Source organism: Arthrobacter sp. SO3 (genome assembly GCF_020532825.1).
GTDB lineage: Bacteria > Actinomycetota > Actinomycetes > Actinomycetales > Micrococcaceae > Arthrobacter.
Window position 1 is genome coordinate 1 of sequence record NZ_MQTS01000031.1, and the last position, 13,411, is coordinate 13,411.

Annotated in this window: 11 protein-coding genes; 5 read left to right on the forward strand and 6 right to left on the reverse strand. The window is 68.8% G+C overall.

The genetic code is table 11. From position 1 onward, the window contains the following. Nucleotides 1-238 precede the first annotated feature (238 nt). Together glpX and galE are read left to right on the forward strand one after the other, a co-directional pair. The gene (glpX, locus tag BJQ90_RS03515) at nt 239-1,261 is read left to right on the forward strand and encodes a class II fructose-bisphosphatase (RefSeq protein WP_024366327.1); all 1,023 of its coding nucleotides are present in this window, start codon (nt 239-241) and stop codon (nt 1,259-1,261) included. Between the two features lie 104 nt (nt 1,262-1,365). Next, on the forward strand, nt 1,366-2,340 hold the full coding sequence (galE, locus tag BJQ90_RS03520; RefSeq protein WP_226758927.1) for a UDP-glucose 4-epimerase GalE: 975 nt from the start codon (nt 1,366-1,368) through the stop codon (nt 2,338-2,340). Nucleotides 2,341-2,613: 273 nt separating this feature from the next. Here galE and BJQ90_RS03525 read toward each other — a convergent pair whose 3' ends face one another. From BJQ90_RS03525 to BJQ90_RS03545, 5 genes are all read right to left on the reverse strand, one after another. Next, nucleotides 2,614-3,606 (reverse strand): lipid II:glycine glycyltransferase FemX, encoded by a 993-nt coding sequence (locus BJQ90_RS03525; protein WP_226758928.1) that lies wholly within the window; start codon nt 3,604-3,606, stop codon nt 2,614-2,616. A gap of 4 nt (nt 3,607-3,610) precedes the next feature. Continuing rightward, entirely contained in the window at nt 3,611-4,903 is a 1,293-nt protein-coding gene (gene manA, locus BJQ90_RS03530) for a mannose-6-phosphate isomerase, class I (protein WP_226758929.1), read from the reverse strand. Nucleotides 4,904-4,960: 57 nt separating this feature from the next. Then, on the reverse strand, nt 4,961-6,619 hold the full coding sequence (locus tag BJQ90_RS03535; RefSeq protein WP_226758930.1) for an LCP family protein: 1,659 nt from the start codon (nt 6,617-6,619) through the stop codon (nt 4,961-4,963). Nucleotides 6,620-6,629: 10 nt separating this feature from the next. Further along, nucleotides 6,630-7,154, reverse strand: coding sequence for a 5-(carboxyamino)imidazole ribonucleotide mutase (purE, locus tag BJQ90_RS03540; RefSeq protein WP_226758938.1), 525 nt, complete (start codon nt 7,152-7,154; stop codon nt 6,630-6,632). Between the two features lie 89 nt (nt 7,155-7,243). Next, entirely contained in the window at nt 7,244-8,392 is a 1,149-nt protein-coding gene (locus BJQ90_RS03545; protein WP_264196905.1) for a 5-(carboxyamino)imidazole ribonucleotide synthase, read from the reverse strand. Between the two features lie 255 nt (nt 8,393-8,647). Here BJQ90_RS03545 and BJQ90_RS03550 point away from each other — a divergent pair, with 255 nt between their 5' ends. Beyond that, on the forward strand, nt 8,648-9,241 hold the full coding sequence (locus BJQ90_RS03550; RefSeq protein ID WP_226758932.1) for a GtrA family protein: 594 nt from the start codon (nt 8,648-8,650) through the stop codon (nt 9,239-9,241). Between the two features lie 127 nt (nt 9,242-9,368). Here the strand turns inward: BJQ90_RS03550 and BJQ90_RS03555 are convergent, their stop codons facing one another. Next, on the reverse strand, nt 9,369-10,073 hold the full coding sequence (locus tag BJQ90_RS03555; RefSeq protein ID WP_226758933.1) for a TIGR03089 family protein: 705 nt from the start codon (nt 10,071-10,073) through the stop codon (nt 9,369-9,371). Nucleotides 10,074-10,422: 349 nt separating this feature from the next. Here BJQ90_RS03555 and BJQ90_RS22410 point away from each other — a divergent pair, with 349 nt between their 5' ends. Next, complete coding sequence (locus tag BJQ90_RS22410) at nt 10,423-10,965, forward strand: WhiB family transcriptional regulator (protein WP_264196903.1); 543 nt, start codon at nt 10,423-10,425, stop codon at nt 10,963-10,965. Between the two features lie 29 nt (nt 10,966-10,994). Then, the coding region (locus tag BJQ90_RS03565) for a glycosyltransferase (protein ID WP_226758934.1) at nt 10,995-13,411 on the forward strand (2,417 nt) is incomplete at its 3' end.

The window sequence follows — 13,411 nt, forward strand, 5'->3', positions numbered from 1 at the left end:
CCCCTCTATAGTCGCCCATTCTGGGCCGATCTCACATTCGGCGGGGCCCGGCGGGAGCGGGCGGGGGCGGCGCCGGGCCGTTTCACGGAATGGTCATTCCAAGACGCGGCTTTCCACCGCGACTATGATCAGTTACAGACGAGATCACAAACCAATGAATCACCGCGACGGATCGATCCTGTCCGTTCGGATTCCATGATCCCCACTCGAAGAAGAGGTTCACGTGACACCAGCGCCAATGACCCAGAAGTACTCCACGCTTTCCCCGTCGCTCGCCGTCGGCATCGACGAGCCGGACCGCAACCTTGCTCTGGAACTGGTCCGCGTCACCGAAGCCGCCGCCATCGCCGGGGGCCACTGGGTTGGGTTCGGGGACAAGAACAAGGCCGACGGCGCCGCCGTCGACGCCATGCGTTCGTTCCTGCAGACCGTTCACTTCAACGGCGTTGTGGTCATCGGTGAAGGCGAGAAGGACGAAGCCCCGATGCTTTTCAACGGCGAAAACGTCGGCGACGGCACCGGCCCCGAGTGCGACGTCGCCGTCGACCCCATCGACGGAACCCGGCTGGCAGCACTGGGCATCAACAACGCCCTCGCCGTCCTCGCCGTCGCCGAGCGCGGTTCCATGTTCGACCCCTCCGCGGTCTTCTACATGGAGAAGCTCGTCACCGGACCCGAAGCCGCCGACATGGTTGACCTGCGCCTGCCGGTCAAGCAGAACCTGCACCTGATTGCCAAGGCCAAGGGCGTCAAGGTCAACCAGCTCAACGTGATGATCCTGGACCGGGACCGCCACCGGGGGCTCGTGGAGGAAATCCGCGAAGCCGGTGCCCGCACCAAATTCATCATGGACGGCGACGTCGCCGGCGCCATCGCTGCCGCGCGGGCCGGCACCGGCGTTGACGCCCTTATGGGTATCGGCGGCACGCCGGAAGGCATCGTCTCTGCCTGTGCCATCAAGTCCCTCGGCGGCGTGATCCAGGGCCGGCTGTGGCCCACCAGCGACGACGAGAAGCAGAAGGCCATCGACGCCGGCCACGACCTGGACCGGGTGCTGTCGACCAACGACCTCGTCTCCAGCGACAACTGCTACTTCGCGGCCACGGGCATCACCGACGGTGACCTGCTCAAGGGCGTGCGTTACTCCAAGGACAAGGTCCTCACCCAGTCCATCGTGATGCGTTCCAAGTCCGGGACCATCCGTTTCGTGGACGGCGAGCACCAGGCCAGCAAGTGGGAAGGCTACGCCCGCAAGAGCTAGCACCCGCCGCACTGGAACACCCGGAACCCGGGGCGCAAAACGCGCCCCGGGTTCCGGCGTTTCCGGGCGGGTTGCGGACCGGTGGCGTTGGGTAGGGTGGAACCATGACATGGCTTGTTACAGGTGGCGCAGGATATATCGGTTCTCACGTGGTCTCCGCTTTGCGCGGGGCCGGAATGCAGGCGGTGGTGGTCGATTCGCTCTCGAGCGGGCACCGCGAGTTCGTCCCGGAGGACGTGCCGTTCGTGCACGGCACGATCCTGGACTCGGAGCTCGTGGCCCGCACGATGCTGGACCACGCCGTCACCGGGGTGATCCACCTCGCCGGGTTCAAATACGCCGGCGTTTCCGTGCAGGAGCCGCTGCTCACCTATGAGCAGAACGTCACCGGCACGGCGGAACTGCTGAAGGCGATGGAGCTGGCCGAGGTCGCCAACCTGGTCTTCTCCTCCTCCGCCGCCACCTACGGCACCCCCACCGGGGACGTCGTCACCGAAGACACCCCGACGCAGCCGGAGTCCCCCTACGGGGAGAGCAAACTGATTGGCGAATGGCTGATCCGGGACCAGGGCAAGGCCCGGGGGCTCAAGCACACCTCGCTGCGCTACTTCAACGTCGTCGGATCCGGCTCGCCGGAACTCTACGACTCGAGCCCGCACAACCTCTTCCCGATCGTGCTCCGTGCGCTGACGGCAGGCAAGACGCCGCGCATCAACGGCATCGACTACAACACCGCCGACGGCACCTGCGTGCGCGACTACGTGCATGTGGCCGACCTTGCCGCGTCGCACGTCGCCGCGGCCCAGGCCCTCGCCGCCGGCCGGCCGCTGGAACGCGTCTACAACCTCGGGTCCGGCGACGGGCTGTCCGTCCGGCAGATCATGACGGCGATGGCCAAGGTCACCGGCATCGACTTCGAACCGGAGATCGGCCCCCGACGGGCCGGCGACCCGGACCGGATCGTGGCCGACGGCACCCTGGCCGCACGCGACCTGGACTGGAAGATGCGCCACTCCGTCGAGGACATGGTCGCCAGCGCCTACGAAGCCCAGAAGCGCGCAGCCTCCACCCGCATCTAGGACTCGCGGCCGCCACACCCCGGGGGACATGCCCAGTGGACGGGCCAGGGGTTGGACATAGTGTGCTTATGTCCACGTGCCTGGGCCAGCGCGGGACATGTCCAGTCGTGGGGTGCGCTGCCCCCGGGGGACATGTCCAGTGGCTGGGCCAGGGGTTGGACAGAGTGTGCTTATGTCCATGTGCCAGGGCCAACGCGGGGCATGTCCAGTCGTGGGGTGCGCTGGCCCCGGGGGGCATGTCCCGTGCGGGCGTGCAATGCCTGGTGCGGGGGGTTACCGGCGGAGGGCGCTCCGCAGCCGGACGGGCAGCTTCCGGGCTGCCCGGAAGCCGCGGCGGGCGGCCTGTGCGCCCTGTCTGGCCAGCTGGTACCCGCCGTAGCGCAGCTTTCGCACGGGCAGATCCCAGGTTCCGGGGTACGAGACCTCGCGGCCGCCGAAGGACTTCTTGAAGGCAGTGAACCCTGCCCACTTGTGCTCGGGCTGGTCCGCCGGTGCCACCCCCCAAAGATCCACATGCTTCAGGCCCTTGTCCTTGGCATCGGCCATCAGCGTGACCAGCAGCGGAATTCCGGCGCTGAGCTTGCGGTGGGTGTCATCCAGTGCGGCGTGGGCATAGGTGCGGGTGTCAGCGGAGTCGTAGGCCAGGGCGGCGGCGATGGGCTCGCCCTCCAGCTCGGCGATGAAGAGCGTCGCGGCACCGGCCGGCACCAGCGAGCGGGCGACCTGCGTGAGGTAGTCATCGCTCTGCGGCTTGAAACCGTTGCGCGCCGCCGTCAGGTGCAGGAAGTGCAGCAGCACGGATATCTCGGACGGGTCCTGGCTGGCGCGGAACGTCACGCCCTTTTTGTGGATGTTCCGGTACAGGTTGCGGTTCACCGGCTTCATGTCCGCGAGGACGTCCTTGAAGTCCCGGTCCAGGTCCACGATCCAGCTCAGTTCGGGCTGCTGGTTGGCCGGGGCGGGCCGGAGTCCGCGTGTGCGCAGGACGGCATCGGCGTCCGCGGCCGTGAAGCCCGCGTCCACCGGTTCTATCCGGACAAACACGGCCCCGCAGCTGCGTGCCAGCGCCGTCAGCGCCGTCAGCGCGGCATCGAACGCGGTGAGGGAAGCGGCCACCGGGCCGTAGGGCGCGTAGAGGAGTTTCCCGGCCGGGTTGCTTTCCTCGATGGCCAGGAAGCTCCAGCCGGGGCCGGAGCGCTCGTGGACTGTCCGGCCCAGGCTGCGCTGGAAACTGGCCCATCCGGGGCTCTGCAGGAAGTGGTCCACGGTCTCAGGCTTTCAGTGCGGTGGTGACGGCGAAGGCCAGGGCTGTCCCGGTTGCGCCGGAGACGGCGTGGGCATTGACCGGGGCCTCGGCCGCGGGCAGGAAGGCGCTCGCGCCGCGCTCCAGCCGCAGCTCGCCCTTGGGGGAGTCCAGGAGCAGGGATCCGGCTACGACGATGATGACGGCGGCTCCCGACTGTGCCAGCGGGACGGGCTCCGCGCCGGGCAGGAGCTCGATGCGCTGCAGCTGGAACTCACGGAACGGCGGCCGGAAGACCTCCTGCCCCAGCATCGTGGTCTCGGGGCTGAGCATCGGCACGACGGCGGTCTCGAAGGAAATGGTGCGGAGCAGTTCCGGCACGTCGACGAACTTCGGGGTCAGGCCGCCGCGCAGCACATTGTCCGAGGAGGCCATCACCTCGATGCCGAGGCCGTGCAGGTAGGCATGGACGTTTCCGGCCGGCAGGTAGACAGCCTCGCCCGGCGCCAGAGAGATGCGGTTGAGCAGCAGGGAAATCAGCACCCCCGGGTCGCCCGGGTACTGGGCATTGAGGGTGACGACCGTGGAAAGCTCGGCCTGGTACGGCGCCGTCGGGGCGCCGGACATCAGGGCAGCGCCAATCGCGGCCGTCGCTTCCGCCACCTCGCCGCCACCGGAGATCAGCCGCTCAAAGGCCGAGCGCAGGGCCGCAGCCTCCTCGGGCTGGGAAAGATCCGCCAGCAGCAGCGGCACGAGCGGGGGGAGTTCCAGGCCGGCCAGCTCAAAATCGGCCACCAGCAACTGGAAGACCGCCCGGGCGTCCGCCGCGGGCCGGAAGCCGCACAGCGCCTCGAACGGTGTCAGCGCAAAGATCATCTCCGGCTTGTGGTTGTTGTCCTTGTAATTGCGCTCGGCTGCTGCGCGGTCGACGCCGGCGGCCTCCTCGCGGGCGAACCCTGCCCGGGCCTGCTCGAGGGTCGGGTGCACCTGGAGGGAGAGCGGGCTGTCGGCAGCCAGGACCTTGAGCAGGAACGGAAGCCGGGGGCCGAATTCGGCCACGCTGTCGCTGCCCAGATGGTGCTCCGGATCCTCCGCGATCAGCGCATCCAAAGCCAGGCGTCCGCCGTCGTCTGCGACCGCGGCATGGGCGCCCGCCGATCCGGCACCGGCCGGGCTGAGCGCCACCGACGGGGAGTCCGGGTGCGCGCCGATCCACAGCTCCGCCTCGGGGCCGCCGGAAGCTGCCCGGCCGAGCAGCCCGGCGATGGCTGTCCTGGAGCCCCAGGCATAGGGCCGGAGGACATTCTCGAGTTCGTACACTGCCTGGGTGTCCCTATCTGTTACGGAAGCCTGCTGCGGAAAGAGTCGGCACTGGTGCTAGAGCGGCGCGCACTGGCCGTTGGTGGCGACCAGGTCGCGGATGGACTGTTCATCGCCGTTGCGCTTGAACTGGTTGAGCATCTCCACCGTGATCGGCTCACCGTCCGGCGTCGTGGTCACCGGAGTGAAGTCCGACGGCGACTCCGCGGGCTGCGTGCCGGGCTGGGTACCGGGCTGGGTGCGCGGCGAACCGCCGGCTGCCGAGAGCGGCCCGGGCGCCGCGTCCTGCGGCCGGATGCCGTCGTCCGCGGCGCCTGCGGCGGGGGCGGGCGCAAGCAGGGCGTCGACCTTCTGGTGGATCTTGTCGAAGTCCGGTGTGGTCGAGAAGGACGCGTCGAAGTCGGGCGGTCCGATGGTCAGCCGGCTCATTTCCTGGCCCTTGGCCTTCATCGCGAGGTCCACGAAGCTGCCGAGCTGGCCCGCGGAAACGTTGGACTCCACCACCTTGGTGCCGGCCTTGGCGATGTCCTCGAACTTGGCCAGCAGGGTGGCCGGATCCAGTTGCTTCAGCATGGCCTGCTGGACGCACTGCTGGCGCTGGATGCGGGCGTAGTCGTCGACGAACTCGCGCGAGCGGCCGTACCAGAGCGCGTGATAGCCGTCGAGGGTCTGTTCGCCGGCGCGGATCCAGCCGATCGGCATGCCGTGGATGCCGTTGGCCTCGTCCACCGTGGGGCCGCTGAGCGGGACCCAGCCGCCGGCCTTGATCCGGATGCCGCCCATGGCGTCAATGAGTTTGGAGAAGCCCTCCATGTCCACCAGCACGTAGGCCTGGACCTTGATGCCCAGGGTCCCGGACACGGCTTCCATCGTGGCCTGCGCGCCCGGGTCCGCCACCCCGGGGTACAGGTCCTGGTGCTCGTTGGTGACCTCGGTGTTGATGGCGTTGATGAGGCATTCGTCACCGCAGTTGTAGCCGTCAGGGTAGAGCTTGCGCATCGGCGAGCCTTCGCTGAACTGCGCGTTCTGCAGGTTGCGGGGCACGGAGATGATCGCAGTCTTGCCGGTCTTGGCATCGACGCTGATGACCGAGAGGCTGTCCGGGCGCCGGCCGGTGCGGTCCGCCCCGGCGTCGCCGCCCATCATCAGGAAGTTGTACCGGCCCTCCGAGGGTTCAATGGTCGGCCCGTTGGAGAAGATGTTGCCGATGGCGTCGCGGCTGACGTTGAGCAGGTACGCGGCGTAGCCCAGCGAACCGCTGCTGAGGATCATCGCCAGCACCAGGGTGAGAACGACGGCGGGGCGCACCCGGGGCGTCAGCAGCACGGGACGGATCAGCCGCAGGGTGTTGAGGAAGACGGCCGCCCAGCCGAGCGCCAGCGCGCCGAGGCCGATGATGAGCAGCAGCGAGGTGACCGGTCCCGTGATCACGTTGATCAGCGTCGGCCGGGATACCACGAGCAGCACTGCCGCCAGGATGGCCAGCGCCCAGACAGTGAGGGTGACGCGCAGCGCCGTCCGTCCCAGCCGCCGGTTGCCGGCGACGATCTGGGCGCTGCCGGGCAGGAGCAGCGTCATCAGGACCAGCAGGAAGGCCCGCTTGGTCAGGACCGGAGCGGCCGCTCCCGAGGGATGGCGGACGGGATCCGAGTGCGACGGTGAAGCCGTCCGGTTCCGGGGCTCCTGCTGACGGGAGGGGGCGTAACTGTTGGTCATCTGGCGGTCCCTAACGGCTGCCCCGGGTGACGACGTTGGCGTCGGCGAACACTTCGCTCACCTTCTGCCGCAGGCTCGCGCCCTTCCGGGTGGCAACGTCATTGAGCTCCTGTGCGAAGTCCACCAGTTCGGTGCGGAGCCGGGCTGCGAGGGGATCCGTGCCCGAGGCCAGCATGCGCACGGCCAGGAGACCGGCGTTCCGGGCGCCGCCGATGGAGACGGTTGCGACCGGCACGCCGGCGGGCATCTGGACGATGGAGAGCAGGGAATCCATGCCGTCGAGGGTCTTGAGCGGCACCGGCACGCCGATGACGGGCAGCGGTGTGACGGAGGCGAGCATGCCCGGCAGGTGGGCGGCGCCGCCGGCGCCGGCAATGATGACGCGCAGCCCGCGCCCATGGGCCGTCTGGCCGTAGCTGATCATTTCCAGCGGCATCCGGTGTGCGGAGACGACGTCGGCCTCAAAGGGGATGCCGAATTCCGCGAGGGCCTCGGCGGCGGCCTCCATCACGGGCCAGTCGGAGTCCGAACCCATCACGAGACCGACGACCGGGGCGTCGGCGTCCGGCGCTGGCGCGAACCGGGGGTCCGTGGACTGTGCCGTGCTGTTGCTGTTGCTCGCGCTCATGCGTTCTCCTCGTGGGTTCCGCCTGTGGTGCGGGGACGGGCCCGTCCGTTCCGGATGATGTTGGCGACGGTGGTGGCGCGTTCCCGGACGGAGTCGACGTCGGCCACTGAACCGCCGACAAGGTTGACGTGCCCGATCTTGCGCCCCGGCCGGACGGCCTTGCCGTAACAGTGGACCTTGGCCGCGGGGTCGCTGGCCAGGGCTACGGGGTAGGCGGAGAACAGATTCTGGTTCTCGCCGCCCAGGAAGTTCTTCATCACGACCACGGGGCCCAGCAGGTCCGTGGCGCCGAGGGGTAGGTTGAGGATCGCGCGGAGGTGCTGTTCAAACTGGCTCGTTACGGAACCGTCCTGCGTCCAGTGGCCGGTGTTGTGCGGGCGCATGGCGAGTTCGTTGATCAGGAATCCTGTTCCCACGCCGGGGGTTTCGAACAATTCCACGGCCATCACGCCGGTGACGCCGAGCTCGCTGGCGATCCGGAGGGCGGCGTTCTCCGCCGCGGCCGCAACCTCCAGCGGGATGTCCAGGGCCGGGGCGATGACTTCGTCGCAGACTCCGTCCACCTGGATGGTGTGGACCACGGGCCAGGCCCGCGCCTCACCGTCCGGGGTGCGCGCCACCAGTGCAGAGAGTTCGCGGCTGAACTCCACCTTGGCCTCAGCCAGCAGCGGCGACATCGCCTCGAACCAGGCCGCGGTCTCTGCAGCGTCCGCCGCGGAGTCGACGATCCGCACGCCCTTGCCGTCGTAGCCGCCGCGCGGGGTTTTCAGCACCACCGGCCATCCGGTGTCGTCGCCGAATGCGATCAGCGCGGCGACGTCGTCAACGGAGGCCCAGCGCGGGTTGGGCAGTTCGAGCCTGTCGATAGCCGCCCGCATCACGAGTTTGTCCTGGGCATTGACCAGCGCATCCGGTCCGGGGTGGACGTTGACGCCGGCCCGCTGCAGGGCGCGGAGATGCTCCGTGGGGACGTGCTCGTGGTCAAAAGTCAGGACGTCCAGGCCGCGGGAGAACTCGAGCAAATGATCCAAATCGGTGTAATCACCGACCGGGGCGTTGGCCACGGCTGAGACGGCTGAGACGTCCTCACCTTCGGCAAGGACGCGGAGCTCGAAGCCCAGGGCGGTGGCCGCCGGGGCCATCATTCGGGCGAGCTGGCCGCCGCCAACAACACCGATCACAGGAAAAGTCACAAGCCCCAGCCTACCGAAAACCTCGCCAAATCCCGGCTTTTGTCAGTCCTGGTGCGGGGTCGCAAGGGTAATCCGGCGCTTTCCGGCGGGGTTTGACCCGCCGCAGCCGCGGCCTGCGAACCAGGCTCCGGGGCAAGTTCCCGGCAAACGGCGCTAAAATGGGCAGTTGGCCCAATGGCCGACAGTTCAAGAGGGCCACGGAGGGTCATGATTACTACACTTACCGAGCGCATGCGCGGGCTAGCCTCGCTCTTTTGGCGCGAAGTGGCCAAGTTCGGTGCGGTGGGCGGTGTTGCGTTCATCATTGACAACGGACTCACGTACTACCTGATGCACGGGCCGATGACCGACAGCGAGGCCAAGGCCCGGTTCGTTGGTGCCAGCATCGCAACCGTCTTCTCCTGGATCGCGAACCGCTTCTGGACCTTCCGGCACCGCCGCCAGGACAATGTGCTGCGCGAGTTCGGGATGTTTATCCTCATCAACGGTATCGGGATCGGCATTTCCACCGGCTTCACCGCCCTGGCCAAGTACAGCTTCGGCGTCACGGACAAGAACATGCTGTTCGCAGCCGGCGTTGTGGGCATCCTGGTCGCCACGGTGGTCCGCTTCTTCGCCTACCGCTTCCTGGTCTTCAACAAGGAACTCGACGAAGAGCCGGAGTTCTCCCACGACCACGAGATCATCGAACGGCATCCGCACACCCAGCCCGGCGAAGTCGTCGGGAAGCGCGTTGTCGAGGGCCGGGTCGTCGAGAGCCGGGCCGTCAAGGATCCGGAACTGCCGGGCCCGTCCGCCTAAGGCTTCGACCGCAGGATCCGCCCTCTGGCCGGGGAGACCGTTCGGCCGCCCCGTGGGACAGCCGTCCGCCGCCCCGGGGCATACCCTTCAGCTGCGGGGAGACCCTTCAGCTGCCCCGGGGAAGCATTTAGCTGCCGCTGACCCGTTCGTCCGCGAGCAGCTTCTCCGTCACCGCGACGGCGGGGTGCACCAGCACCACGGACCCGTCGCTCTGCCAGGCGCCCAGGGACTGGGCCAGGGCGTGCTCCAGTCCGTCGCCCGCCGGAACCAGCAGCCGCACACCTGCGCCGTGCGCCGCGGCGAAGGATCCCAGCAGCTCGCCATGCGTGTGCGTCGTCCCCGCTGTGCCCAGGACGGCCCGCCGGGATGGTTCCGGATCCACGTGCGGCATCAAGACATCACCGTGGGAGCGCACCTCGGCGGCATAATCCACGACGCCGGTGGGCAGCTCGCCCGGCCAGCGCATGGCCAGCGCCGGCAGCGCCACTGCCAGGACGGCGTCGAAGGCTCCCTGCGCCGCCCCGGGGCCCGGATCCGCGGTTGCCAGCAGCTCGGCCTCGGCGTCGTCGAACACGACCTCCATGCCGAGCTGCCAGGCGGCCAGAGCCAGGATCAGGGATTTCCAGTGGGCCGGCAGGTCCAGCCGCAGCCGTGTCCCGGGCTCGGCGTCGAGCTCGTCCTGGAGCAGGTTGCCGGTCTTTGCCACCCAGTTGTCCAGCACCCGGCCGGAGAGCTCCACCCGCTCGGACTCAGGCCCGTACCAGGTGAGCCGGGGGGAGGTGGACTGGCCGGAACGCAGGGCTGTCATCAGTTCGATTGCCGGGATGCTCATGGTTTCATCTTGCCACGGCGGCGGCATGTGATCTCCGTCATACCCATCCCGGTGGCGGCCGGGCTCCATCCCCGGCCCGTGTGGAGAAGTTCCGCGGAAATTCAGGAAAAATTCTGCAAACTGCTCAGCACCCTGATTATTCCGCGTGTTCTCTGGGCCGGGGCCGAAAAATCCCGGGCGTGGCGTGCCCCGGATTTGCGGATTGAGTTGATTATTATCTCCGCCTTGGCTTGACTCCCGGATACTTACACACGTGTAATTAGGTATCGAAAGCCAATGCGCAGAAACCGGCACTCAACCGAGTGTCCAAGGGTCCGTCAAAGGCTGCAAAATCAGAGAGGAAACGCCAATGGGGCTAGCAGAGCGTATCCATGAAGAGGCCGTCGTTGCTGGGCAGGCCACGGCCAAATACCGTTCACGCGGAGTGCCGAGCGACTGGTATGTAGATCCGGCCGATCCGGACGCGGCCGAACGCTACAACGAACACACCAAGGACTCACTGCAGGACCAGGCGACCGCCTTCCTCGCGGCCCACGACGAACTTCTGTCCGGTCCCGACCAGGACAACGATCTCCACGACCCACCGATGGAACTCCAGACGCTCCATGCCGGCACCACCGCGCAGCCGGTTTGGATCGGATTGCCCTCCCAGCAGGACTTCGACGATGAAGGCGAGCTGGGCTGGCAGACGGACGCCCTCTGTGCACAGACTGACCCGGAGGCATTCTTCCCAGAGAAGGGTGGCTCCACCCGCGACGCCAAGAAGGTCTGCGGTGCATGCAACGTCCGCTCGCAGTGCCTCGAATACGCTCTGTCCAACGACGAGCGTTTCGGAATCTGGGGTGGCCTCTCCGAGCGCGAGCGGCGCCGGCTTAGGAAGCGAGCAATCTAATTCTTCAGGAAGTACGAGTCACCGCCGTCGTGGTTTCCCACGACGGCGGTGATTTTCTCCCCAGGACCCTCGCTGCGCTGGCGGCTCAAACCCGTCCGGCGGATACCTGCATCGGGGTTGACACCGGTTCCCGCGACAATTCCGCGGCCCTCCTCGAGCAGGCCTTCGGCACAGCCAACGTCACCACGTTCGACCAGACCCGCAGCGGCATGGGCGGAGCCGTGCAGGCATGCCTCCGCGCCCTCGCGCCCTGGGGCGACGGCGGCATGCCCGGCAGCGGCCAGGCCGCCAGCCCGGCGGCCGAGTGGATCTGGCTGCTGCATGACGACGCGGCCCCTGCTCCCGAGGCCCTCGCCGAGCTCCTTCAGGCCGTGGAACGGGCGCCGTCCGTCACCGTGGCCGGCTGCAAGCAGCTGGACTGGCATTCGGAGCGCCGTCTGATCGACGTCGGGCTCTCCACGAGCCGCTGGGCCGAGCGGCTGACGCTCATCGAAGCCGACGAGCTCGACCAGGGCCAGTACGACGGCCGAAGCGATACTTTTGCGGTGAATTCTGCCGGCATGCTTGTCCGCCGTGACGTCTGGGAGGACCTCCGCGGCTTCGACCCGGCCCTGCCGGGCAGCGGCGACGACGTCGACTTCTGCTGGCGGAACCGGCTGGCAGGACACCGTGTGGTGGTGGTCCCCGGAGCCAGGATGTTCCACGTCTCGCACCGCCCGCACGCTCTGGGCAACGCGACGGCGGCCCGGAAGGCCCAGGTGTACCTGAGGCTCAAGCACGCCCCCGCCTGGAAGGTGCCGCTGCACGCGGCCGGCGCCCTGCTCGGCAGCCTCTTCAAGCTGGTCCTGAGCATTGCCGTCAAAGATCCCGGGCACGGCTTCTCGCAGCTCCTGGCAACATTCGGCGCTCTCGGACGTCCCGCGGCAGTGATCCGGGGGCGGCGGAACGCTGCCCGGACGCGCCGCATCCGGCGCTCCGTGATCAAGGGGCTGCAGACCCCGCGGCGGGAGGTCTGGGCCCACCGCCGCTCCCTGATGGAAGCCCTCGGCGCGGACGACTCCGGCGACAGCCCGGCCGGGAACGATCCGCTGGCCGAACAACCTTCCGGCGACTCGGCCGACGACTTCGCCGCACTCACCACCTCCGAGCGGGGCTGGGTCGGCAACGGTGCGCTGCTCGCGATCCTGATCACCACGGCGGCCTCCCTGATCGGCCTGCTGAGCCTTTTCCGGGTGGAGGCCGTCTCCGGCGGCGCGTTGATTCCGGTCTCGCTGCGGCTGGGTGAGATCTGGAACCATGCCTCTGGCTGGTGGATCACCCTCGGCGCGGGCCTTCCCGGCCACGGCAACCCTTTCGGCTACGTCCTGTGGGTCCTCGGCGTGCTCGGTGCCGGCAACGCCAACGGTGCCCTCGGCTGGCTGCTGATTCTCGCCATGCCGCTCTCCGCCCTCGGCGCCTGGTTCGCCGCAGGGGCCCTGACGCAGCGCCGGCGCCTCCGCCTGGCCGCCGCCCTCATCTGGGCCGCCGCGCCGGCCCTGCAGGTTGCGCTCAACCAGGGACGCGTCGGGGCGCTGCTGGTCCACGTCATGATGCCGCTGCTGGTGCTGGCCCTGCTGCGTGCCACCGGCACCGCCGCGGGACGCGGACGCTACGCCGTTCCGGCCCCGGGGGAGCGCCGCTTCACCGAGGCGCCCCCGATCAAGCCCGGGGTCAACGGCACCGCCTCGTGGACTGCCGCGGCGGCCGCCGGCATGGCACTGGCCGTCGTGACCGCGGCCGCGCCCTCCCTGCTGCTCCCCGCCATCGTCCTCGTGGCACTCTGCGGCACCCTCCTGGGCCGCCGCGGACGCACCGTCTGGTGGGCGCTGCTCCCCAGCCTTGCGCTGTTCGTGCCGTTCCTGGCCTCCACCATTGACCGGCCCCGGGCCCTGCTCGCGGACCCCGGCCTGCCGCTGGGCTTTGACGCTGCACCTCTGTGGCAACAGGCCCTGGGCCAGCCGCTGCGCTTCGCGGCCGACGGCGGCCTCACCGGCCTGCCATTATTCGGCGCAGGCTCGGCCGTGCCCTGGGCGCTCCTGCTCGCCCTGCTGATCGGCCTGCCCGTCCTGCTCCTGGCGGTGGCGGCCTTGTTCCTGCCGGGCCGGCCGGCGCGGACTGCCCGAGCCCTCTGGACCGCGGCACTGCTGCTGCTGGCCGGCGGCTGGCTCAGCGGCCAGGTCGCCACCGGAGCCAGCGCCAGCGTCCTGGTCACTCCCTTCACGGGACCCGCCGTGTCGGCCGCGGCCTTTGTCATCCTGGGCGCGGCACTGATCGGCGCGGCGGGCCTGCTGGACTCCGCCGACCGGGCCGCCGCCACGGTGGGCCGCAAGATCCTGGTCCGCACCACCGCCGTGGCGGCCATGGTCCTCCTGCTGGCGGGCCCGCTTGCGGGCCTGACGGTGTGGGC